The sequence below is a fragment of the Ruegeria sp. AL12 genome (assembly GCF_056540885.1).
This window is the reverse complement of record NZ_JBQFXN010000001.1, coordinates 484251-506186: the sequence shown is the minus strand read 5'-3', so window position 1 is coordinate 506186 and position 21936 is coordinate 484251. Positions and strand designations below refer to the sequence as shown.

General features: G+C 59.1%; 19 protein-coding genes. 8 read left to right on the top strand and 11 right to left on the bottom strand.

Going from position 1 to position 21936, the window contains the following annotated elements:
• Positions 1 to 76 precede the first annotated feature (76 nt).
• Both ACR0C6_RS02520 and ACR0C6_RS02515 read left to right on the top strand, forming a co-directional pair.
• Positions 77 to 1303: an efflux RND transporter periplasmic adaptor subunit gene (locus tag ACR0C6_RS02520; RefSeq protein ID WP_171639247.1), complete on the top strand. Its 1227-nt coding sequence runs from the start codon at positions 77 to 79 to the stop codon at positions 1301 to 1303.
• Entirely contained in the window at positions 1300 to 5088 is a 3789-nt protein-coding gene (locus tag ACR0C6_RS02515; RefSeq protein ID WP_480618156.1) for an efflux RND transporter permease subunit, read from the top strand. The genes ACR0C6_RS02520 and ACR0C6_RS02515 overlap by 4 nt, the downstream gene beginning before the upstream one ends.
• A 44-nt stretch (positions 5089 to 5132) precedes the next feature.
• On the opposite strand, the gene ACR0C6_RS02510 is transcribed toward ACR0C6_RS02515, so the two are convergent.
• From ACR0C6_RS02510 to ACR0C6_RS02500, 3 genes are all read right to left on the bottom strand, one after another.
• On the bottom strand, positions 5133 to 5531 hold the full coding sequence (locus tag ACR0C6_RS02510; protein WP_152458379.1) for a DUF2147 domain-containing protein: 399 nt from the start codon (positions 5529 to 5531) through the stop codon (positions 5133 to 5135).
• Between the two features lie 57 nt (positions 5532 to 5588).
• Complete coding sequence (locus tag ACR0C6_RS02505) at positions 5589 to 7394, bottom strand: ABCB family ABC transporter ATP-binding protein/permease (RefSeq protein ID WP_480618155.1); 1806 nt, start codon at positions 7392 to 7394, stop codon at positions 5589 to 5591.
• A gap of 76 nt (positions 7395 to 7470) precedes the next feature.
• A complete protein-coding gene (locus ACR0C6_RS02500; protein WP_480618153.1) occupies positions 7471 to 8844 on the bottom strand; it encodes a LysM peptidoglycan-binding domain-containing protein in 1374 nt (457 codons plus the stop codon).
• Between the two features lie 127 nt (positions 8845 to 8971).
• Here ACR0C6_RS02500 and ACR0C6_RS02495 point away from each other — a divergent pair, with 127 nt between their 5' ends.
• Positions 8972 to 9523 (top strand): LOG family protein, encoded by a 552-nt coding sequence (locus ACR0C6_RS02495; RefSeq protein WP_171167536.1) that lies wholly within the window; start codon positions 8972 to 8974, stop codon positions 9521 to 9523.
• Positions 9524 to 9566: 43 nt separating this feature from the next.
• On the opposite strand, the gene ACR0C6_RS02490 is transcribed toward ACR0C6_RS02495, so the two are convergent.
• The 3 genes from ACR0C6_RS02490 to ACR0C6_RS02480 all read right to left on the bottom strand — a co-directional run bounded on the left by ACR0C6_RS02490 (position 9567) and on the right by ACR0C6_RS02480 (position 11729).
• Positions 9567 to 10028 carry a baeRF12 domain-containing protein gene (locus ACR0C6_RS02490; RefSeq protein ID WP_152458383.1) on the bottom strand — a complete coding sequence of 154 codons (462 nt, stop codon included), beginning with the start codon at positions 10026 to 10028 and terminating at the stop codon, positions 9567 to 9569.
• Between the two features lie 218 nt (positions 10029 to 10246).
• Positions 10247 to 11125, bottom strand: coding sequence for a metallophosphoesterase (locus ACR0C6_RS02485; protein WP_171167533.1), 879 nt, complete (start codon positions 11123 to 11125; stop codon positions 10247 to 10249).
• 4 nt (positions 11126 to 11129) lie between these two features.
• Positions 11130 to 11729: a superoxide dismutase gene (locus ACR0C6_RS02480; protein ID WP_171228054.1), complete on the bottom strand. Its 600-nt coding sequence runs from the start codon at positions 11727 to 11729 to the stop codon at positions 11130 to 11132.
• A 100-nt stretch (positions 11730 to 11829) separates the two neighbouring features.
• Here ACR0C6_RS02480 and ACR0C6_RS02475 point away from each other — a divergent pair, with 100 nt between their 5' ends.
• Together ACR0C6_RS02475 and ACR0C6_RS02470 are read left to right on the top strand one after the other, a co-directional pair.
• Positions 11830 to 12591: an FkbM family methyltransferase gene (locus ACR0C6_RS02475; protein WP_480618151.1), complete on the top strand. Its 762-nt coding sequence runs from the start codon at positions 11830 to 11832 to the stop codon at positions 12589 to 12591.
• 63 nt (positions 12592 to 12654) lie between these two features.
• A complete protein-coding gene (locus tag ACR0C6_RS02470) occupies positions 12655 to 13086 on the top strand; it encodes a hypothetical protein (protein ID WP_480618149.1) in 432 nt (143 codons plus the stop codon).
• Positions 13087 to 13120: 34 nt separating this feature from the next.
• On the opposite strand, the gene ACR0C6_RS02465 is transcribed toward ACR0C6_RS02470, so the two are convergent.
• From ACR0C6_RS02465 to ACR0C6_RS02450, 4 genes are all read right to left on the bottom strand, one after another.
• Positions 13121 to 13687, bottom strand: a complete 567-nt coding sequence (locus tag ACR0C6_RS02465) for a sarcosine oxidase subunit gamma (RefSeq protein WP_480445515.1) — start codon at positions 13685 to 13687, stop codon at positions 13121 to 13123.
• On the bottom strand, positions 13680 to 16694 hold the full coding sequence (locus ACR0C6_RS02460; protein ID WP_480618148.1) for a sarcosine oxidase subunit alpha family protein: 3015 nt from the start codon (positions 16692 to 16694) through the stop codon (positions 13680 to 13682). Before ACR0C6_RS02460 ends, ACR0C6_RS02465 begins: the two co-directional genes overlap by 8 nt.
• A 67-nt stretch (positions 16695 to 16761) precedes the next feature.
• The gene (locus ACR0C6_RS02455; RefSeq protein WP_170610145.1) at positions 16762 to 17091 is read right to left on the bottom strand and encodes a sarcosine oxidase subunit delta; all 330 of its coding nucleotides are present in this window, start codon (positions 17089 to 17091) and stop codon (positions 16762 to 16764) included.
• A 75-nt stretch (positions 17092 to 17166) separates the two neighbouring features.
• Positions 17167 to 18411: a sarcosine oxidase subunit beta family protein gene (locus ACR0C6_RS02450; RefSeq protein ID WP_171205004.1), complete on the bottom strand. Its 1245-nt coding sequence runs from the start codon at positions 18409 to 18411 to the stop codon at positions 17167 to 17169.
• Between the two features lie 176 nt (positions 18412 to 18587).
• Between ACR0C6_RS02450 and ccmI the strand changes: the two genes are divergently transcribed.
• From ccmI to ACR0C6_RS02435, 3 genes are read left to right on the top strand one after another with little or no spacing between them, the layout of a single operon-like run.
• Complete coding sequence (gene ccmI / locus ACR0C6_RS02445; RefSeq protein ID WP_480618146.1) at positions 18588 to 19808, top strand: c-type cytochrome biogenesis protein CcmI; 1221 nt, start codon at positions 18588 to 18590, stop codon at positions 19806 to 19808.
• Positions 19805 to 20269 carry a Holliday junction resolvase RuvX gene (gene ruvX / locus ACR0C6_RS02440; RefSeq protein ID WP_152458392.1) on the top strand — a complete coding sequence of 155 codons (465 nt, stop codon included), beginning with the start codon at positions 19805 to 19807 and terminating at the stop codon, positions 20267 to 20269. Before ccmI ends, ruvX begins: the two co-directional genes overlap by 4 nt.
• 17 nt (positions 20270 to 20286) lie before the next feature.
• Positions 20287 to 20520 carry a DUF1289 domain-containing protein gene (locus ACR0C6_RS02435; protein ID WP_171167523.1) on the top strand — a complete coding sequence of 78 codons (234 nt, stop codon included), beginning with the start codon at positions 20287 to 20289 and terminating at the stop codon, positions 20518 to 20520.
• 653 nt (positions 20521 to 21173) lie between these two features.
• On the opposite strand, the gene ACR0C6_RS02430 is transcribed toward ACR0C6_RS02435, so the two are convergent.
• Positions 21174 to 21902 carry a SpoIIAA family protein gene (locus ACR0C6_RS02430; RefSeq protein WP_480618145.1) on the bottom strand — a complete coding sequence of 243 codons (729 nt, stop codon included), beginning with the start codon at positions 21900 to 21902 and terminating at the stop codon, positions 21174 to 21176.
• Positions 21903 to 21936: the final 34 nt, after the last annotated feature.

Below are 21936 nucleotides of genomic sequence, written 5' to 3'. Positions count from 1 at the left end.
ATTACACAGCCGACGCCCCATTTCATACCAAGACGGCCCCGCTTTTGTTGGCACCGAATTCTAGGAGAAACACTGAATGCGTTTGATTTCTTTCATCAACGCCCTTCTGGTTATTATTGCGTTGTATTTTCTTGTTTTTGAGCGCGACTCTTTGTTTGCTTTCGCCGGGCGTGGCGAAGCGGAAGAAGCGGTGCAGACCGAAGCCGCCGAATCCGACGAGACCGATATTGATGCCGTTGGCGTGGTCGCCCTGCGTTCGCAGGCGCGCGAAATTGACAGTGCGGTTCTGCTGCGAGGACAAACCAAGGCGAACCGGCAGGTCGAGGTTTTGTCGGAAACCACATCCACGGTCATCTCGGAACCCAAGCGCAAAGGTGCCTTTGTCGAGGCCGGGGATGTTCTGTGTGAACTCGACCCCGGCACGCGCCCAGCGCAACTGGCCGAGGCGCTGGCCGGAAAACTCGAAGCCGAAAGCCGCATTCCCGAGGCTGAAGCCCGTTTGCAAGAGGCGCATGCACGTGTGGCCGAGGCCGAAATCAATCTGACGGCTTCGCGCAAACTGGCGGAAACCGGGTTTGCTTCGGAAACCCGCCGGATTTCCAGCGAGGCTGCGATGAGCGCCGCCAAAGCAGGTGTAAAATCCGCCGAAGCCGAGCTGGAGGCGACTCGGGCCGGAATCGAAGCAGCCACAGCCGCAGTTGAAGCCGCGCAGCGAGAGGTTGGACGCCTGACCATCAAAGCTCCGTTCAAGGGCCTGCTGGAAAGCGACACCGCAGAACTGGGCAGCCTGATGCAGCCCGGATCGCTGTGCGCAACCGTCATTCAGCTTGATCCGATCAAACTGGTCGGGTTCGTGCCGGAAACCGAAGTCAACCGTGTTCAGGTGGGGTCCGAGGCATCGGCAACGCTGGTCACAGGTCGGCAGCTTGGCGGCCGCGTCACTTTCCTCAGCCGGTCGGCTGATGAAACAACGCGTACGTTCGAAGTTGAAATCACGGTTCCGAACCCGGATCTGACCATTCGCGACGGTCAGACCGCGACCATCCGCATCGCAGCCGAAGGCACAAAGGCACATCTGCTGCCGCAATCCGCCCTGACCCTAAGCAACGAGGGTCAGTTGGGTGTCCGTACTGTCGGCACCGGCAATGTGGTGGATTTCCTGCCTGTCCGCATTCTGCGTGACACGGCAGAGGGTGTCTGGGTCGACGGTCTGCCCGAAACAGCCGACATAATCATTGTCGGACAAGAGTTCGTGACACGCGGTGTGACCGTTGCGCCGACCTATCGGGAAGCTTCACAATGACCGGTGTTGTCGCATGGGCCGCTGATCGGGCCCGCATGGTGTTGGCATTTATCGCCATCTCGCTGGTTATCGGTGGATTTGCCTATGTCTCGCTTCCGAAAGAAGGCGAGCCGGATATCGAAATCCCTGCCCTGTTTGTATCTGTGCAGTTTCCCGGGATTTCCGCAGAGGATTCTGAAAACCTGCTGATCAAGCCGATGGAGACCGAACTGGCGGATCTCGACGGGCTCAAGGAAATGACATCGACCGCTGCCGAAAACTATGCGGGGGTCGCGCTGGAATTTGACTTCGGTTGGGACAAGACCGCGATCATGGCCGATGTGCGTGACGCAATGAACACAGCTCAGGCGGACTTTCCCGAAGGCGCAGAACAATATTCCCTGACCGAGATCAACTTTTCCGAATTCCCGATCGTCATCGTGAACCTGACCGGTCCCGTTCCCGAACGCACGATGGCCCGTGTCGCCAAGGATCTGCAGGACGATCTTGAGGCTCTGGATTCCGTTCTCGAAGCCGGTATCGCAGGCAATCGCGACGAGATGCTCGAGGTCGTGATCGACCCGCTTCGGCTTGAAGCTTACAACGTGACGGCGGACGAGCTGATCAACGTGGTACGGAACAACAACCAGTTGATTGCAGCCGGTGAAGTTGAAACCGCGCAGGGCACCTTCTCGGTCAAGATACCGTCGTCGTTCAAAACCGCACAGGATGTTTACGGCCTGCCCATCAAGGTCAACGGTGATCGGGTCGTCACCTTGGGGGAGCTGGCGCAGATCAACTACACTTTCGAAGACCGCGAAGGGACAGCCCGTTTCAACGGCGAACCGACCGTCGCGTTGCAGGTGGTCAAACGCAAAGGATACAACCTGATCGACACCGTCGCGCAGGTGAAGGAAACCATTGCGCATGCAAAGACCAAGTGGCCGCCCGAGCTTCAGGCGGCGGTTGACCTGGGCACATCGAACGACCAGAGCCGCATCGTCGGCTCGATGGTCAGCCAGCTTGAAGGCTCGGTTCTGACCGCGATTGCGCTGGTGATGATCGTGGTTCTTGCCTCGCTGGGTACGCGGGCCGCCCTGCTGGTCGGTTTTGCGATCCCGACCTCGTTCCTGCTGTGTTTTGCGTTTCTGGCGGTCATGGGTGTAAGCATCTCGAACATTGTGATGTTCGGCCTCATCCTAGCGGTGGGGATGCTGGTGGATGGCGCCATCGTCGTGGTGGAATACGCCGACAAACGTATCAAGGAAGGCGTGGGCCCGATGCACGCCTATGTCGAGGCCGCCCAACGCATGTTCTGGCCCATCGTGTCCTCGACCGCAACAACGCTCTGTGCGTTCCTGCCCATGTTGTTCTGGCCCGGTATTCCCGGTGAGTTCATGGGAATGCTGCCGGTCACGCTGATCTTCGTTCTGTCGGCGTCGCTGATCGTGGCGCTGATCTATCTGCCGGTCATGGGCGGTGTATCCGGCCGCCTGAGCCGCCTCTTCGATCGGTCTTCGACCTGGTTGCGGGCCCGCACGCCATGGTGGGTCCGGGTGCTTATGGTGCCGCCGTCGCTGTACATGATCTTTCTGGGTGCGATGCAGGTTCTGAACCCCAACTACCTGCTGCCCGGTGGCTCGATCGCCGGGGCGCTGCTGTTCCTGTTCGGGGCGTTTGCCGGGTCCGTAACCCTAAGCGCGGCCAAAATTGAACGCGCCGAAGAGGACCACGTTCATACAGCGGACGAACACACGTTTTTTGGCCACGTCGTTCGGTTCCTTGTCGGCAATCCAATCATGCCGATCGTTTCCCTGCTGACGGTTTTCACGGCGGTGTATTTCGTGGCCTTCGTCTGGTTTCCTCAGGAATCCCGCGGGGTTGAATTCTTCGTGGAAAGCGAACCTGAACAGGCCACCGCATATGTGCGTGCTCGCGGAAACCTTTCCCTGGCTGAAAAAGACGCGATGGTTCTTGCCGCCGAAGAGATCATCGGATCTCATCCCGCGGTCATCAATGTCTTTGCCTTTGCCGGCGAAGGTGGCCTGAACCAGAATAACGGTGGCGCTCAGGCGCCCGCCGATACAGTGGGCCGAGTTCAGTTCGAAATCATCCCGTGGGAAGATCGTCCCAACATCTCGGAATCCGCTCTGTGGGGCCTGTTCGAGCGGCACTTCGTGGCGCCCGAATATGACGGCGACTTCGTGATTGATGAACTGAATGCCCAACTTGCAACGATCCCCGGTATCATCGTCGAGATTCTGCCCTTGGAGCAAGGCCCTGCTTCAGCCAAGCCTGTGCATCTGCGCATCAAGGGTGACGGGTGGGAAGACCTGACCTCGGCAGCGATCACCGCCCGCGAGGTTTTCGACACCACGCCGGGCCTGATCAAGACCGAAGACACCCTGCCCCTGCCCGGCATCGACTGGCAGATTGACGTGGATGTCGCCAAGGCCGGTCGGTTCGGAGCCGACGTGGCAACCGTCGGCGCGATGGTCCAGTTGGTAACCCGCGGCATATTGCTGGGCGAGATGCGCCCGGACAGCAATGACGAAGAGATCGAAATTCGCGTTCGCCTGCCCGAAGAAGACCGCGTTTTGTCGACACTGGATACACTCAAGGTTCGTACCCCGGACGGTTTGGTGCCGTTGTCGAACTTCGTAACGCGCAAACCCGTGGCCAAGCTGGCCGAAATCAACCGCGTCGACCAGCAGCGATACTACGACGTCAAAGCGGATGTCGAACCGGGGCTGAGCAAGGTCGTGACCGAAGGCCCCGATGGAAAACAGGTGCGGCTGGCCGTCATGCGTGAAGTGACGGAAGGCTACACACCGAACGGCACCGTTCTGAATGGTACGGGTGGAAAGTCATATGAACTGGTTCAACTGACCGGCGCAGAAAGCGTCGACCAGCTGCGCAGCGCAATCGACGACGGGGACGCGCAGTTTGCGCTGATCAACCCGAACGAGCGAATTGCGGTGCTGACAGAATGGCTGGAAACCGGCCCGTTCGCCAACGCGATCAGCTGGGAATGGACCGGTGATCAGGAAGAGCAGGAAGAATCCGGCGCCTTCCTGGTGAACGCGTTCATGGGCGCCCTGGGGCTGATGTTCGTGATCCTGCTGGCGCAGTTCAACTCGTTCTACAATTCAGTTCTCGTGCTGCTGGCGGTGGTTCTGTCCACTACCGGGGTTCTGATCGGCATGATCGTGATGGAACAGCCCTTCTCGATCATCATGACCGGGACCGGCATCGTGGCCCTGGCCGGTATCGTGGTGAACAACAATATCGTTCTGATCGACACCTATCAGGAATACAGCAGCTATATGCCAAGGATCGAGGCGATCATCCGCACCGCAGAGTCCCGTATCCGCCCTGTGCTGCTGACCACGCTGACAACGATGGCCGGTCTGACGCCGATGATGTTCGGCCTGTCGCTGGACTTCATCAATGGCGGCTATTCCATCGACAGCCCCACCGCACTGTGGTGGAAACAGCTGGCCACAGCGGTGGTGTTTGGCCTGGGCATTGCAACTGTCCTGACGCTGATCGTGACGCCATCGCTTCTGGCCTTGCGGGTCTGGGTGACAACCTATGCGATTTGGCTCAGCCGAGTTCTGGCCCGTGTAACGGCAGGCCGGTCCAGCCAGATCGCGCAGGACATGGCGATAGGGCGCTCTGCCCGGCAGATGCAGGCCACTGAAATTGTGTGGGAGGACGACTCGCGTTTTGAAGGATCAGAACAGGACAGTCGATCAGATCAGTCTGGTCGCCCCTCTGGCCCGCCGCTGAAAGCTGCTGAATAAAGGAAGAGGACCGGTTTTCCCGGTCCTTTTTCATTTGGCCATCATCACAACCGGGACCACGTCTGATGCGCGCAAATCGCATGTTCGCATCCTTTGACCAGCAGCTTGTCCCCCTGCAACGTCATCTGTGGCACCGCATCCACGTTGATCAGCGGGACCCAGAATTCGCCGCCGCCGTATTTTCCACCGCCTTCACCGACCACGTCCCAGAACAGTTTTTTGCCGATATTCGGTGTTTGGACTTCCTTGCCTGAAGCGTCATAGGCCGAAAGGATCCGACCGCAGAACTTATCTCCACACGCCGTGATTTTGATGTGCGAAATCAGGTTCTTGCGGTCAGGTTCAGTCTTCCAGACACCCACGATGGGATCTGCCACCACAATGACGGGCAGACAAATCGCGATCACAATAGACGATAGTCGTGATTTCAGTCGCTTCATCATGACAGGCACCCTCCTGGTTTGGTGTATCCTACCATGTTTCGCCCCATGTTTGGATCTTCAGGCCGCTTCCCCGTCCGATTGCTGCCGGTTCCACAATTGGGCATACCGCCCCGACCGCGCCAGCAACTCGTCATGCGTGCCCTGTTCGATGACCTCGCCCGCTTCCAGAACCACGATCCGATCAGCTTCGGCAATGGTGCTGAGGCGATGGGCAATGGTGATAACCGTACGACCCTCTCCTGCGCGCGCCAGCGCATCCTTGATGTCCTGCTCGGTATCCGTGTCCAGGGCCGAGGTCGCCTCGTCCAGCAACAGGATCGGCGGGTTCTTGAGCAAAGTCCGCGCGATGCCGACCCTTTGTTTTTCGCCACCTGACAGTTTGAGCCCGCGTTCGCCGACCATAGTGTCATAGCCTTCGGGCAGCGAGGTGATGAAATCGTGAATTTGCGCAGCTCGGGCGGCGGCCTCGACCTCCTCCGGGGTGGCGTCGTCACGGCCATAGGCAATGTTGTACCGGATGCTGTCGTTGAACAATACCGTGTCCTGCGGCACAACGCCGATGGCCGCGTGCAGGCTGGACTGCGTCACATCCCGCACATCCTGCCCGTCGATCTTCAAGGATCCTTTGGTCACATCGTAGAACCGGAACAGCAGCCGCCCGATGGTTGATTTGCCAGACCCGGTTGCCCCGACGATGGCCACGGTCTGCCCGGCAGGAACGGTCAACGAAACACCTTTGAGGATCTCCCTCTCAGGGTCATAGCCGAAATGCACGTCGTCCAGCGTAACTTCGCCGCCATTCACCTTGAGGTTGGGCGCACAGGGTCTGTCGGTGACTTCGGCGGGCTGTTCAAGCAGATCGAACATCTGGCCCATATCGACCAACGACTGCCGGATTTCCCGATAGACCGTCCCCAGAAAGTTCAGCGGTACGGTGATCTGGATCATGTAGGCGTTGACCATGACGAAATCGCCCACTGTCAGGTTCCCGCTCTGAACCCCGATTGCAGCCAGAACCATCACACCGATCAGACCACAGGTGATCAGGAATGACTGGCCAAAATTCAGAAATGCCAGCGAATAAGCCGTTTTCAACGCCGCCCCGGCATAGGCTTTCATCGACACATCATATCGTTCAGCTTCGCGGGCTTCGGCATTGAAATACTTGACGGTTTCGAAATTCAGCAGGCTGTCGATGGCGCGCTGATTGGCTTCGGTGTCCTGATCGTTCATCTCGCGCCGAAGCTTCACCCGCCATTCGGTTACGGCAAATGTGAACCAGATATACAGGCCGATTGTGACGGCGACGACCACCAGATACCAGACATCGAACAGCCACATCAGGATGATCGCCACCAGCAGCAGTTCCAGGATCAGCGGCCCGATCGAGAACAGCAGAAAGCGCAACAGGAACTCGACGCCCTTGACACCCCGTTCGATGATGCGGCTCAGCCCTCCGGTACGGCGGGACACGTGGTAACGCATCGAGAGGTTGTGAATATGCCGAAAGGTCTCGAGCGCCAACGCCCGCAGGGCCCTTTGCCCTACGGGCGCAAAGGCCGCATCCCGCAGTTGTTGGAAACCCACGGTCAGCATCCGCGCCACGCCATAGGCAACCGTCAGCCCGACCGCGCCCAGCGCCACCGGCGGCACGCCTTCACCTGCCAGGGCGTCAACTGCACCTTTGTAAAGGATCGGCGTATAGACCGCGATCAGCTTGGCCAGAACCAGCATGACCATAGCAATCACCACGCGGCGCTTTACCCATGGCTCATCCTGTGGCCAAAGATAGGGTGCCACTTTGCGGATCGTGCGCCAGCCCGAGCTTCGTTCGTCGCGCGGCGCCGTATCGTCCGGGGTCATAGTAGGTGTTCGTCTCATCACGTACCTTAACTGCGGTCAGAGATTGACCCCGGCCCGCTTGGGCCAAAGGCGATGCTTATTCAGGTATGGTGAAGACCTGCCCCGGATAGATCAGATCCGGATCGCGGATCAGGTCGCGATTGGCCTCGAACAGCCGTACATACAGGACCCCGTCGCCAAACCGATCGCGCGAGATGGCCCACAGCGTGTCGCCCCGTTGAACCGTAACCGAACGGATGGCAGCTGCTTCGCCCTGCGCGTTGGCCTGGCTGGCCGCCACGGCGGCATCCAGCACTTCAACCGGCTCTCGCTTGAACGGCGTTTCGACCCGGCTCAGCACCGTCCCGTCCGTATTCACCGCGTCCACGCGCAGCGTGTAGACACCCGGATCAATCCCCTCCATATCGCTGCGCCAGGATCCATCCTCTTTCGGGTCGAGATCGGCGATCAGACGATTGTTCAGGTACAGTCGAACGGCTGCACCGTCCTGCACACGCCCCGTCAGCTGGACATTGCCGGTATCAGAATATCCGATTGTATCCAGTGCGATCTGATCGGGGGGCGTATCCCGCACCACAGGCGGCTGCACCAGTTCAACCCCTTCTTCGCCGGACCGCAGCACCGCAATCTGCTGATCCGGTTCGGGTGTCTGTGTCGGCAAGTCGGTGGTTTGCGTTTCCTCGGCCTCCGGCACCGTGGTTTCGGTTCCGGTCACGTAAGTTTCTGGCGCTTGAACTTCGGTCGCCGTTTCGGGCTCGACATCTGCATCGGCTGTCGGGATCGTGGCGTCTTCGGCATCGGCCGGCCCGTCCGGATCGGATGCCGGCGATTCTTCAGTTACAGGCGCTTCTTCGACCGGCTTTGGCAATGCCGCAATCAGATAGTCGTCGGACTGTGTGATCCGTTCGCCATCCTTGCTTTGCAGGACCAACCCCTGAGCCGCGTCGCTGAACGGGATCGAAACGAATTCGGCAAACTGGCCGCTGCCGTCCACGGTAAAGCTGTGCAGGGTTTCGCCGTTCAGCAGCACCTCGATCCGGCTGCCGGGCTCGGCATCGCCGGACAACAGCGCCGTGCCATCTGGCTCAACAAAAATCTGATCCAGCGCCGGAGGGGCCGCTGGCTCGGGCGCGGTATCATCCGTCTTGGCAACGGCAGTATCCGCGTCAGAGGCGTCGGCGGTTTCGCTTGTGTCCTCGGCAGGCTCGGTCGTGGGCCCTTCATCCGCAGGAGCCGCCTGTTCAGCCACTTCCGGTTCCGAAACCTGCGCATCCTGCCCTACAGGTTCCGGGGCCACGGCAGAGGCGGTTTCCTGCGGGGTGCTCGGCTCGGGCGCTTTGGTGAAGACGCCGGACAGATACAATCCACCCGCACCCAATATCGCAACAAGACCCGCAATCACCCCCCAGATGAAATTGCCCGAGCTTCCGTTTCCCGATTTGGCGTCCATTATTTTCCTTTCACTCCACCGGGCAAAAGCTTTGCGTTGAAAAGCTTTCCGACGGACAGTTGAGCCAATCTAACAATCCCGCTATCACGGGTCAAAACCCCTGACACAACCCCGGAGCCCCTCTTTGATGTCTCAGAAATCAGTCTGTGTGTACTGCGGGTCACGCAATGGAGCCGAGAAGGCTTATTCTGAAACTGCGCGGCAGTTTGGCAGCCTGCTGGCGCAGGAAGGCTGGCGGCTGGTCTACGGAGCCGGGGATGTCGGTTTGATGGGTGAAGTGGCGCGCGCCGCGCAGAATGCCGGTGGTGAAACTTTCGGCGTCATCCCGGTGCATCTGGTCAAGCGCGAGGTCGGAAAAACGGATCTAACCCATTTCGTGATCACCGAGACAATGCACGAGCGCAAGAAGGTCATGATCATGAACGCCGACGCCGTCGTGGTTCTGCCGGGCGGTCCGGGGTCGCTGGACGAGCTGTTCGAAGCGCTGACATGGCGCCAGCTTGGCCTGCATGACAAGCCAATCGTCGTGGTCAATGTGAACGGCTATTGGGACGCGTTGCACACATTGTTGGATCAGGTGATCGGGCAAGGCTTTGCCGACACGTCTTTGGCGGATTTCATCACCTGGGTCGAAGACGCCGATACTGCCATGATCGCCCTGCGGGACAAGCTGACCTGAGGATGGGAAACCGTGCGGGCGGTTGAACCGCCCGCCGTATTGATCAGGCCAGTCTGGCTTTGGGTTGCAGACTGTGGCGCACCACCTGTTCGACCTTGTGCAAAGGATGATTGGTCAGGGTCTTGTTGACCTCGGCCACGACCTTTCCCAGCACCTCGCTGTGCAACCGACGCCGCAACAGGCCCAGAACATGAGGGCTGGCCACCAGAACCAGCCTGTCATAGGCGCCTTTCAGCCCCTTGCGATTCAACAGGTTCGCCAGATCCTGCACGAACAGAGATTTTGCGTGCGCCTTCCACGTGGGTTCTTCAATTGCCGATTTCTGTTTTGGTCCGCCGTCGTTGCGACGACCTGCGCGGTCCGTCGGTTTTCCGGTCGGGCCGTCTTGTTCTTCGACAGCGACGACGACAAGGTTGGGATCGTCGGCGTCGGTGATATTCTCCATCACCAGCGCTTTCTCTCCATCTGCAACAATAACCCAAGTTCCCTGTGTAAGTGCGACCATTGCGATCTCCTGATTAGGTTGTGTTCTGGGTATCCCTCGACCTGCCGGACATGCGCGGTGGTTGACGCACGAACAGTGCGCAGCCCGATCATTGTTTGAATTGATAAGCAGTTTCTCCCTCTGCCCTACAGAGATGTGTACTGGAAAACAGCAAACAAGATACCGTCATGCAGAAAGAGCACGTATCGGCGGGTTTTCACCGGCTGGTCATCAACCCTTTAGGCGGACATCTCGACAACGGTGATTTCGGGCGTGACGCCCAGACGAACCGGCAGGATCGAACAGCCGATACCGCCCGAAACGACCAGATCGCGCCCATTTTCGCGTACATGGCCATAGGCATAGCGATTGCCGAATTTCGATGGCACCACAGGCGACCAGCCGAACAGGCGCACCTGGCCACCATGTGTGTGCCCTGAAAGCGTCAAGGCCACCCGCCCGGGCACAGTGGGAAACACATCGGGCTCATGCGCCATCATCACAACCGGAGCGTCATCGGTGATCTGCGCCAGAGTACCTTCCAGATCGTCCAATCCTTGCGGCTTGCCGTTGCGCCAGATCGCCAGCTGATCCTCGAGCCCGGCCAACCAGATGCCCTGAGTTTCCAGTTTGATCGCGGCATTGGACAACACCGAAATGCCGTTCTGTTCCAGAATTTCGGCATAGCGATTGGGCCCGGACCCGCGCCGCTGAGCCGACCTGTCATCCCACCAGTCGTGATTGCCCAGAACGGCAAAGACACCATTCTTCGCCTCAAGCCCGGCAAGCACAGGGGCCAGGTCCTGCATCTTGACCGTGTCCGAGACACCTTTGTGGCTTGCAAAGAAATCACCCAACAGCAGGATCACGTCCGGAGCCAGCGCATTGGTTCGACGGACCACCTGCTTTACGCGGTTCAGGCCGACATAGGGCTCGCCCACATGCATATCGGACAGTACGGCGATTCTGAGCGGCGGCGCTGTCCAGTCGTCCCGCTGAATGCGCCATTTGCGCACGCGCAACCGAACCGCGGGTTCAATGATGAACCCGTAGGCGGCCGTGACAAGGCCTGCCAGCGTCACCGCCAGCAGGCCCTTTATAAACCGACGTCGGTTCAATACGTTACATCCGCGATGCGACGTTTTCCCAGTTCACCAGATTGTCGAGGAAGTTCGACAGGTAGGCCGGGCGTTTGTTGCGGAAATCGATGTAGTAGGAGTGTTCCCAAACGTCGCAACCCAGCAGCGCGGTTTGACCAAAGCACAGTGGGTTCACGCCATTCTCGGTCTTTGTGACGGCCAGCGAGCCATCGGCGTTCTTGACCAGCCACGCCCAGCCTGAACCGAACTGACCCGCACCGGCGGCACTGAATTGCGACTTGAATTCATCTACCGAACCGAAGCTTTCGGTCAGCGCCTTTTCCAGCTCGCCCGGCATCTTGGACTCGCCCGGCCCCATCATTTCCCAGAACTGGTTGTGGTTCCACAACTGGCTGATGTTGTTGAAGATACCGTTTTGTGCCACGGCGTTTGCGTCGTAAGTACCAACGATGATCTCTTCCAGCGACTTGCCGTCCCATTCGGTGCCGGCGATCAGCTTGTTGCCGTTGTCGACGTAGGCCTTGTGGTGCAGGTCGTGGTGATATTCCAATGTTTCCGCGGACATACCCTTGGCTGCCAGCGCGTCATGTGCATAAGGAAGATCAGGAAGTTCAAAAGCCATGTCGGCCCCCTGTTTAAATGTAAGTTGCGGTTCCCAAGGTTAAATGCTTTGACAGCCGCCGCAGGTCAAGGGGCGTGGCAAGAAAACCCGGAGGCAGGCGATGCTGACACAGGCGCGCAAGATGTTCTATCGCGCCCGCGGATATTATGCGGGCAATCTGAACGGCGAGCCCTTTCGTCTGGACCCGTACCATTCGAAATTCTGGCGCAAAGCCACTGCGGGCGCTTGGGAACCTGAAACATTTGCAGTTCTTGACCGGTTCCTGTCCCCTCAAAGCGACTATCTGGACATCGGCGCGTGGATTGGCCCGACGGTGCTGTACGGTGCGCGAAGGGCACGGCATGTCTGGTGTTTTGAGCCTGACCCGACCGCGTTTCGGCATCTGGCATGGAACCTTGATCTGAACGGCATTCAGAACGTTTCGGCATTCGGGGTCGCCCTGTCAGATCGATTTGGTGTGGCACGCATGGCCTCTGTGCGCGGTGAACCCGGGGATTCTACCAGTTCGCTTCTGCACGACGGGGCGCATGGGTCTGACGCGCTGACGATCGCCTGGGACCAATTCGAAAAAACAAACGACCTGTCTCGGGTTTCGCTGGTCAAAATGGACATCGAGGGCGCGGAATTCATTGTTGCCCCCACTTTGTCCGCATGGCTGAAGAAACGCCGCCCCGCCCTTCTTCTGTCTCTTCATGCGCCTCTGCTTCCGGAAGACCAGAGGCACGAACGTGTCACCGCGTTGATGGATGAACTGGGTTATTACGCAAAGCTGTCGGATGACAGGGCGCAGCCTGTAAAGACTTCGGACTTGCTGACCAAAGACGGCCTGAGCCGTTTTCACACCGTTCTCTTGCATGGGTAGAACGTCTGGCGTTTTTTTCTTCGTTCACGCGAGGTCCCGCTTGCGGCATTGATGTGTATCAGTTTGAGTGCACACACCAAGAATCATGCCCAAGTGGATAAAATGAAAAGACTTTTACCGATTGCAGTCGTCGCATTGCTTGCGCAAACCGCTGCGGCAGAAACGGTTACCTATCATTGCAAGATGACCAAACAGGACGCCCATGGCTGGATTGCGCCAGAGTATGCGTTCCGGATCGACCCCGCCGCATCTTCGGCGATGGCCGCCACTTCGTACCAGGATTGGGCCAAGGCAAAATTTAAAGACCGCGGCGCCAAGGGATATCGTATTATCTGGAACCTCGATCAAAAAATGGTTGCCGGCGGCAATGTCCGCGTTCGATATCAGGCGAACCTGAAAACAACCGACAATACGGTCGCCGTCCGCATGGCATTCGTTCAGGGAAATTTCTCGAACAAACCTTTCGGAGTAGGGACCTGTTCGACAGTCAAGTAAGAAAAAGCCCCGGATGAACCGGGGCTTTTTTTGTTCAGTAGACCCCGACTTCACTGCCGGGCTGTGCTGCCACCTTGAGCAGTTTGAACACGTAATCCGCAGCGGAACGGAAGCAGACCACGCGGAAGGTCTGTTCATCATCCATCCAGAAAGCACCAGCCACCTGCGCCAAACGCGTGCGGCGGATCTGGCCGGGCTGGAATGCATCCGCCGACAGATCGACGGGTGCGACCTTGCCAAGCACCTCTCTTGCGCTGGCACCAGAGACGCTGAATACGGCGCGGGCATCCGAGACGTTGACCGCCAAAGCATGGGTGCCATTCAGGGCACCGACCATGTCGGCCAGTTTGGCTTCGACCTCGGCATAAGGCACCAGAACCAGCAACTCGTCGGTCGACATCCAAGCCACGCCGGTTTCGCCGGTCACAAGCACCTCGCGCTGACCCGGCACTTTCTGACCGGTTGCATCCTTGACGGCCTTGGCCAGCACCTTGTCGGACAGGTCGCCGCGCAGGGTTATCATGCCTTGCAGGCCGCATTCCTGGACCTTGGCGATGCCGTCATAGCTGGCGTGGTTCAATGCGCTGATGGGTTCAGACATTCTGCTTCTCCCCGTGCTTGTCATAAAAGATCGGGTCCACGATCTTGGCTTTGTAGATTTTGCCGTCCGTGCCCGGGAACTCGACGATCTCGCCCATGCGGTCGGGGCCGTGTTTGATCAGCCCCATGGCGATGCCTTTGCCCAGATTGGCCGAGTAATATGTCGACGTCACACGGCCGATCATGTTGCGTTGACCGTTGGCATTGACGCCCTCGCCCACCGCGTAAGCACCATCCGGCAGAACCGATCCGTCCACAGTCTCGAGACCGACCAGTTTCCAACGCTCGGGATCCGCCATGTGGCTGCGGGAATGAGCGCGTTTGCCCAGATAGTCCTCTTTCTTCTTGGACAGCGCCCAGTGCAGCCCCAGATCCTGCGGGATCACGGTGCCGTCGGTCTCGTCCCCGATCATGATAAAGCCCTTCTCGGCCCGCAGGATGTGCAGACATTCGGTGCCATACGGCATCACGCCGAACTCTTTGCCGGCCTCCATCAAGGCATCCCAGAACGCCTGACCCTGGCTGGCGGGAACGGCGATTTCATAAGACAGCTCGCCCGAGAACGAAATGCGGTAGGCCCGGCAATCGAAGCCTCCGATCTTGCCATCGCGCCATTCCATGAACGGCAGCGCCTCTTTGCTGACATCCATGCCGCCCAGCTTTTCAAGCACCTTGCGGGCATTGGGGCCGACCACGGCGACCTGCGCGTATTGCTCGGTCACGTTGGCGACATAGACTTTCCAGTCCCACCATTCGGTCTGAAGCCATTCTTCCATGTGACCATGGATACGCTCGGCCCCGCCGGTGGTGGTGTGGCACAGCCATGTGTCCTCGTCGATGCGGGCGACAACGCCGTCGTCGATCAGGAAGCCGTTTTCCGAACACATCAGGCCATAGCGGCACTTGCCGACCTTCAGCGTGGACATCATGTTGGTGTACATCATGTCCAGGAACTTGCCGGCGTCCGGGCCTTTGACGATCAGCTTGCCCAGCGTCGAGGCATCCAGCAGGCCAAGATTCTCGCGGGTGTTCTTGACCTCGCGATTGACCGCGTCATGCACGGATTCGCCGGGGCATACATAGGCATAGGCCCGGCGCCAGTGACCGACCGGCTCCCAGTCGGCGCCGTTCCTGTCGTGCCAGTTGTGCATCGGTGTCCGACGGATCGGCTGAAAGACCTCACCCCGGGCCTCACCGCCGATCGCACCCATCGAGATGGGCGTATAGGGCGGGCGGAAGGTGGTTGTGCCAACCTTGGGAATCTCGGATTCCAGCGCATCAGCAAGGATCGCCAATCCGTTGATGTTGCTCAACTTACCCTGATCGGTCGCCATGCCCAGCGTGGTATAGCGCTTGGTGTGTTCGACGCTTTCATACCCTTCGCGCGCGGCCAGTTGGACGTCAGAAACCTTGACGTCGTTCTGGAAGTCCAGCCAGGATTTCATGCGCAATTGGACTTCTGCATTTGCCGGCATCAGCCAGACCGCTTCCATCGGCGCTTCGGCGGTTGTTTCCCCTGCGGGCGCCTTGGTGTTCTTGGGCTTGAAGCCAGCCGCCTTGGCGGCCGCCTTGCCGGCCGCATGGGCGTCTGTCAGAACATCTTGCAACGCCAGAGGACCGTTGGACGCGCCAGCAGCAACAACGAACCCTTTGCCGTCGGCGCCCAGCGGCGGACGCTCGGGATCCGGCCGGAAATGCGCGTTCGCCTCATCCCAGATCAGCTTGCCCCCGCAATGCGACCACATGTGCACGACCGGAGACCAGCCGCCGGACATGGCGACTGCATCCGCCTCAACCTCTTCACGCGCGCCGCCGATGCCCTCTTGATTGCAGATGGCAACCTTTTTGACCCGCTTGCCGCCTTTGACCTTGGCAATGGCTTTGCCCGGATCAACGCGGATACCCAACTGGCGGGCTTCTTCCGCCAAAGGTCCGGCCGTTGCCCGTGCGTCAACAATGCGCAAAACATCCACACCTGCCTGTTTCAGGATAATCGCGGTGCGGTAAGCGTCATCATTGTTGGTGGCGACGATGACCCGATCGCCCGGAGCAACCCCCCAGTTCACGACATAATCGCGCATGGCCGAAGCCAGCATAACACCCGGAACATCGTTGCCAGCAAAGGACAATGGTCTTTCAATTGCACCTGTCGCCGTCACAATTTGCTTGGCGCGAATGCGCCACAAGCGGTGGCGCGGGCCCTGCACGCCCGGCGTGTGATCCGTCAGGCGTTCGTACCCCAACACATAACCATGGTCGTAAACACCCGCTCCCATGCAGCGCGTGCGCATGATGACGTTGTCCATTGTTTCGAGTTCGGAAACCAATTGTTCCACGAACTTATCCACAGGCTCACCATCCACGGTGCCGCCGTCAACCGGAGCGCGACCGCCCCAATGCGCCGTCTGCTCGATCAGCAGGACCTTGGCACCGGATTGTGCCGCCGCTTTGGCTGCCTGCAAACCAGCCACACCGCCGCCGATCACCAGAACATCGGTAAAGGCGTAGAAATGTTCATACGTGTCGGCATCCCGGTTGTCTTTGTCGGGCGCCTTGCCCAATCCCGCCGACTGCCGGATGAACGGTTCGTAGACGTGTTTCCAGAAGGGTTTGGGGTGGATGAACGTCTTGTAGTAGAAGCCGGCCGGCAGAAACCGGGCAAAGGCCGTGTTCACCGCACCGATATCATATTCAAGACTTGGCCAATGGTTCTGTGAAATCGCGGTCAAACCGTTGAACACCTCGGTCGTCGTGGCACGCTGGTTCGGCTCGAACCGGTTGCCCTGCCCCAGGCCGACAAGGGCGTTCGGCTCTTCCGCGCCGCTGGCGACAACGCCGCGGGGACGGTGGTATTTGAACGACCGGCCAACCATCATCTGGTCATTGGCCAGCAGGGCCGAGGCAAGCGTATCCCCCTCATAGCCCTGCATCGAGGTTCCGTTGAAGGTGAATGTGACCTTTTTCGACCGGTCAATCAGCCGGCCTTGTTTTGCGAGACGGGTGCTCATGTCGCGGACCTTTCGCATGTGGAGGCGTCAAAGCCTCCGGCGGGAATATTTTTGAAAAGATGAAGCATCAGGAGAACTCTCTCCACGTCCAGCCGGGCCGTTTGGCAGTGATGGCATCCTTGATGTCTTGCGGCGGTTCGGAGGTCTGAGCCGTATAGGTGCCAAACACTTCGAGTGTCTGCGTGCAGCGCGCGGCGTGGAACCATTTGCCGCAGCCATTGGCGTGCCGCCAACGCTCGAAATGAACACCTTTCGGGTTTTCACGCATGAACAGGTAGTCGTGGAATTCGTCATCGGACGAGCCCGGACCGAAACGCTTCAGATGCGCTTCGCCGCCGGCGGCCAATTCGGTTTCTTCGGCGTCTACGCCGCAATAGGGGCAATTCAGGATTAGCATGTTGTCATCCTTTTGGCGGTCGGTCGGCGCGGGGGCCGACCTGAATTCTGTTTTCTGGCACCTTCGGGAATCCCCCTAGTGCGCCACCCCGGCGGCGACGCTTTCGTCGATGAAGCGGCCTTCTTTAAAGCGGTCCATCGAGAAGGCTTCGGTCAGCGGTGAATGACCCGTCGCCATCAACTGTGCCATCCCCCAGCCGGAACCCGGAATCGCCTTGAAACCACCGGTGCCCCAGCCGCCATTGATAAAGCAGCCCTGCAACGGTGTTTTCGACAGGATGGGCGAACGGTCACCGGTCATGTCAACGATCCCGCCCCACTGGCGCAGCATCTTCAGGCGCGAAATCATCGGGAAGGTTTCAACCAGCGCCCGCACCGTTTCCTCGATATGGTGGAACGACCCGCGCTGCGTGAAGTTGTTGAACCCGTCGGTTCCCCCGCCGATCACCATTTCGCCCTTGTCGGATTGTGACATGTAGCCGTGCACGGTGTTGGCCATCACGACCACGTCCATGCAGGGTTTGATGGGCTCGGACACAAGCGCCTGCAACGCGACGGCTTCCAGCGGCAGGCGGAAGCCCGCCATCTCGGCCAACTGACCCGAATGGCCCGCGACGACGATGCCCAGCTTGTCACAATCGATGGCACCCTTGGTGGTATCGACCCCGACAACGCGACCGTTGTCCGAGCGCACACCGGTGACTTCGCATTGCTGGATGATATCCATCCCCATCGCCGAACAGGCACGCGCATAGCCCCACGCAACCGCATCATGGCGCGCAGTGCCCCCGCGTTCCTGCCAAAGGCCGCCCAGAACCGGATACCGGGGGCCATCCAGATTGATGATTGGCACCAGTTGCTTGACGCGCTCGGGGCCGATCCATTCCGTCTTGACTCCTTGCAACGCGTTGGCATGGGCCGTGCGCTGGTAGCCGCGGATCTCGTGCTGGGTCTGCGCCAGCATGATGACGCCGCGCGGGCTGAACATGATGTTGTAGTTCAGTTCCTGGCTCAGGTCCTCGTAGAGGCTGCGCGCTTTCTCGTAGATCGCCGCAGACGGGTCTTGCAGATAGTTCGAACGGATGATCGTCGTGTTGCGACCAGTATTGCCGCCGCCCAGCCAGCCTTTTTCGATAACCGCGACATTCTGGATGCCATAGTTCTTGCCAAGGTAATACGCGGTCGCCAGACCATGACCGCCAGCGCCAACGATGATGACGTCATAGCGCTTCTTGGGTTCGGGTGAGCGCCAGGCGCGCTCCCATCCGGTGTGATAGCGCAGAGCTTCCCGCGCCACAGCAAAGGCTGAATAGTGTTTCATGTGCGAATCCATCCGGTTCGGTGATTGGGCGCAGATATGCCGTGTGACGGCATTTTAACCCTGCCGTGCAACGCCGCAATATCGCACTATTGCGACATGTCGCTCATTCGCGGCCATTTGTCCCTTTTGTCGGACGCCTCACAGGTCTAAGTCAGGGCAGCATCCTCGGAGGGACCATGACGTTCTGGGTTCTGATTTTTCTTGTCGCGCTGCTGATCGCAGCTTTTCTCAGCTTTACCCTGCTGCGCAAACGCCGTGGGGATGAACCCGCGGCGGCATACGATCTGCGAGTTTATCGCGAACAGTTGGCCGGTGTGGACCGGGATCTGGCGCGCGGGGTCATTGGCGAGGCCGACGCCGAACGGGTGCGCACGGAAATTTCCCGTCGCATTCTGGCCGCAGATGATCAAATGAAGAAAGAGGGCGCCGGCGCCGGGCCATCTCGTGCGGTTTCTGTGTTGTCGATCCTGGCAATCTCGTTGCTTCTGATCGGTGGAGCGTTGGCGATGTATCATCGCACCGGGGCCGTTGGTTTGCCTGACATGCCGCTGACCGCACGGCTTGAACTGGCCAAGGAAGTGCGCGCCAACCGGCCATCCCAAAGCGCAGCGGAAGAACTGGCGACCCCACCTCGACCAGCGCAGCTGGAAGAAAGCTATGCCAACCTGCTAAAGCAGTTGCGGGAAACCGTTGCGAGCCGGCCGGACGATTTGCAGGGTCAGATGTTGCTGGCGCAACACGAGACGAATGCGGGCAACTTCAAGGATGGGTACACCGCGCAGCAAAAGGTGATCGAGCTGTCCGGAGACAGCGCCACGGCTGATACCTTTGCGGACCTGGCTGAAATGATGATTCTGGCCGCAGGTGGGTATGTCTCACCCAAAGCGGAACAGGCGCTGATCGAAGCGCTGAACCGTGACCCCCGTCACGGCCCGGCGCGCTATTATTGGGGGCAGATGCTGGCCCAGATCGGGCGGCCGGACCTTGCCTATCGCATGTGGGTCGAAACGTTGCAGGATTCTCCCGCGGGTGCGCCCTGGGTCGAAGCAATTCGGGCTCAGATCGATGAACTGGCCTTTAGGGCCGGCGTTTTCAATGCACCGGATCTGAGCACAGCACCCGGCCCCAGCCAGGAAGACATGGCCGCCGCCGCAGAGCTGAGCCCCGAAGAACGGCAGCAGATGATTCAGGGTATGGTGGACCAGCTGTCTGATCGGCTGGCGACAGAAGGCGGATCCCCCGAGGAATGGGCCCGCCTGATCGCGGCCTTGGGCGTTCTTGGCCAGGGCCAGCGCGCCATCGATATCCGCGATGAGGCCATGGAAGTCTTTGCCGGCAATTCAGAGGCGTTGCAGATCATCGATGCGGCGGCCCTTCAAGCCGGGATCGCTCAATGATCCATGACGCTTTCGAAGAATTTGCAGCCGCGCTGCAACCGATGAGTGCCCTGATGGGGCTGGATCTTGGAGAAAAGACAATCGGCGTCGCCGTGTCCGACCGCATGCGCGGTGTCGCCAGCCCGCTGGAAACGGTACGGCGCAAGAAATTCACGCTCGATTCCGCGCGCCTGATCGAAATTGTGACCGATCGCGAGATCGGGGGCATCTTGCTGGGCCTGCCCAAGAACATGGATGGCAGCGAAGGGCCAAGATGCCAGTCAACGCGGGCATTTGCGCGCAATTTGTCCCGCCTGACCGAATTGCCCATCGGATTTTGGGACGAGCGGCTCAGCACGGTTGCGGCAGAAAAAGCACTACTTGAGGCGGATACGACACGAAAACGTCGCGGACAGGTTATTGATCACGTTGCGGCCAGCTATATCTTGCAAGGGGCGCTGGACAGGCTGCGCTTTTTGTAACGGGTCGGAGACCAGTGATGACGAATATGGTTTGGAAAAGGAATGAGGTCGAAAGCCCTTGTGTCCAGATCTGTGTCGTTCACCCGACTGAACGTATCTGTACCGGCTGCTATCGCACGATTGACGAAATCACCCGCTGGTCCAAGATGGACAGCAGCGAACGCGCCGAAATCATGGAAGAACTGCCAACCAGAAAGCCGCGCCTCAGCAAACGTCGTGGCGGGCGTGCAGCGCGCATAAACGGTTCCTGAAGTCAGCCAGTCTGCTTTGGGGACGTATCCCTGTGGTCATTGGATTTGTTGCGGACCGACCCGTTTGTGTCTTGTCCGCGCAGCTCTGACTCGAACAGTGCTGCGATTTCGGATCTGCTTGTTTTTGCAGTCCCGTATTTTTTCGCTGCACGTTGGACATGTTTCGTGCTGGTCTTGTCCGCCTTGAAAACTGGCGTCTTGCGTGCCGCAAATCTTTCCATCAATAACCTAAGTGTCATCGCAAACTTCCCGCTTCCAATAACTGTGCCGCCGCGGGCCGAGTTCGAGCTCCTTAAAGGGGCCAGCTCATGAACGCATCTGTTCAACGTGAGTGGAGGCCCGCAGCGACAGGGCGTAGGTAAGGGCATTTCCGGTCAAATTTAGGGGGAAAACACACGGTTTTTGGTCCGTGTTGACCTTAAGGTCAGATATTCCACGGAAAAACCCACCAGTTCCCTTACGTCACAATTCTTGACCGGCACGGAATCAAGACCGGTTTCAAGACATGTGGCGCGTGTCGTTCCGCGAAACAAACCAATCAGATTAGGTCAATTTGCGCTCAAAGGTGCTTTGTTCTGCCCAGAGAACAAAGCACGCAATCCGCCAGTTGGCAGCAAGATCACAAGATGCAGGTTGGCGCGCCGAGCAGGGCCTTACCCGGCGGCCAACCAGGTTTTTGCGTTTTCGATTTCCTCGGACGGAAAGAACTGAGTCCGCGTGCCCAAGACATGACTGGCGACACGTTGTGCCATGTGCTGCCAGCTTTTGTCCCCGACGATGGCCGCGCGATCCAGTTGCCCGATATGGCGGCTGGCCAGACGAAAATGTGCTGCAAGAGCGGACAACCCCTGCCAGCCGTCAAATTCCCGCAGGTCGATCAGCAACCGAAACCCGGACCGGCCCTGCAACAAAGCGTCCAGGTCGCGTTCGGCCTGCTTGTACTCCTCGGGGTCCAGTTTTCCCAAAAGGCTGATCTGCACACATGGGCCGTCAAGATCGGTCACGTGAATGGATCCCAACGACTCGCGCATCCAGCGCCGGGCGGCTTCAAGCTCGGCCAGTTCAAAGACCTGAACGGGGCATGGCAGGATCGGGGCGGCCAATCGGATGCTGGTTTGCACCCAGCCCTGATCGGCAACAACCGCGATCCGGTCAAACCCCCGCCAGTGGCTGAGCCCCAGCTTGGTGTCGGACCAGGCCGCGCCCAGATCATACCCCTTGAACTCGGGCTGCACGACGGCCAAAAGCCGAACGGAATCGTGTTCGGTTAGCGCTGCTTCGATTGCAGGAACCAGGACATCGGCATAGTCGGCGCTGGTGACTTGCCCCGACAACTCTACTTCTATCAATGCACCATCAGAATTCGTATGGACCGTAATCATCGGTCAAAACCTCCAAAGCCAAACAATGACAGGA

Coding starts and splice junctions, on each gene's coding strand:
- ACR0C6_RS02510 (WP_152458379.1), bottom strand. CDS start 5,531: ATGATGAAGCGACTGAAATCACGACTATCGTCTATTGTGATCGCGATT.
- ACR0C6_RS02500 (WP_480618153.1), bottom strand. CDS start 8,844: ATGGACGCCAAATCGGGAAACGGAAGCTCGGGCAATTTCATCTGGGGG.
- ACR0C6_RS02490 (WP_152458383.1), bottom strand. CDS start 10,028: ATGGTCGCACTTACACAGGGAACTTGGGTTATTGTTGCAGATGGAGAG.
- ACR0C6_RS02515 (WP_480618156.1), top strand. CDS start 1,300: ATGACCGGTGTTGTCGCATGGGCCGCTGATCGGGCCCGCATGGTGTTG.
- ACR0C6_RS02480 (WP_171228054.1), bottom strand. CDS start 11,729: ATGGCTTTTGAACTTCCTGATCTTCCTTATGCACATGACGCGCTGGCA.
- ACR0C6_RS02460 (WP_480618148.1), bottom strand. CDS start 16,694: ATGAGCACCCGTCTCGCAAAACAAGGCCGGCTGATTGACCGGTCGAAA.
- ACR0C6_RS02435 (WP_171167523.1), top strand. CDS start 20,287: ATGACGAATATGGTTTGGAAAAGGAATGAGGTCGAAAGCCCTTGTGTC.
- ACR0C6_RS02495 (WP_171167536.1), top strand. CDS start 8,972: ATGTCTCAGAAATCAGTCTGTGTGTACTGCGGGTCACGCAATGGAGCC.
- ruvX (WP_152458392.1), top strand. CDS start 19,805: ATGATCCATGACGCTTTCGAAGAATTTGCAGCCGCGCTGCAACCGATG.
- ACR0C6_RS02455 (WP_170610145.1), bottom strand. CDS start 17,091: ATGCTAATCCTGAATTGCCCCTATTGCGGCGTAGACGCCGAAGAAACC.
- ccmI (WP_480618146.1), top strand. CDS start 18,588: ATGACGTTCTGGGTTCTGATTTTTCTTGTCGCGCTGCTGATCGCAGCT.
- ACR0C6_RS02475 (WP_480618151.1), top strand. CDS start 11,830: ATGCTGACACAGGCGCGCAAGATGTTCTATCGCGCCCGCGGATATTAT.
- ACR0C6_RS02465 (WP_480445515.1), bottom strand. CDS start 13,687: ATGTCTGAACCCATCAGCGCATTGAACCACGCCAGCTATGACGGCATC.
- ACR0C6_RS02505 (WP_480618155.1), bottom strand. CDS start 7,394: ATGACCCCGGACGATACGGCGCCGCGCGACGAACGAAGCTCGGGCTGG.
- ACR0C6_RS02450 (WP_171205004.1), bottom strand. CDS start 18,411: ATGAAACACTATTCAGCCTTTGCTGTGGCGCGGGAAGCTCTGCGCTAT.
- ACR0C6_RS02430 (WP_480618145.1), bottom strand. CDS start 21,902: ATGATTACGGTCCATACGAATTCTGATGGTGCATTGATAGAAGTAGAG.
- ACR0C6_RS02520 (WP_171639247.1), top strand. CDS start 77: ATGCGTTTGATTTCTTTCATCAACGCCCTTCTGGTTATTATTGCGTTG.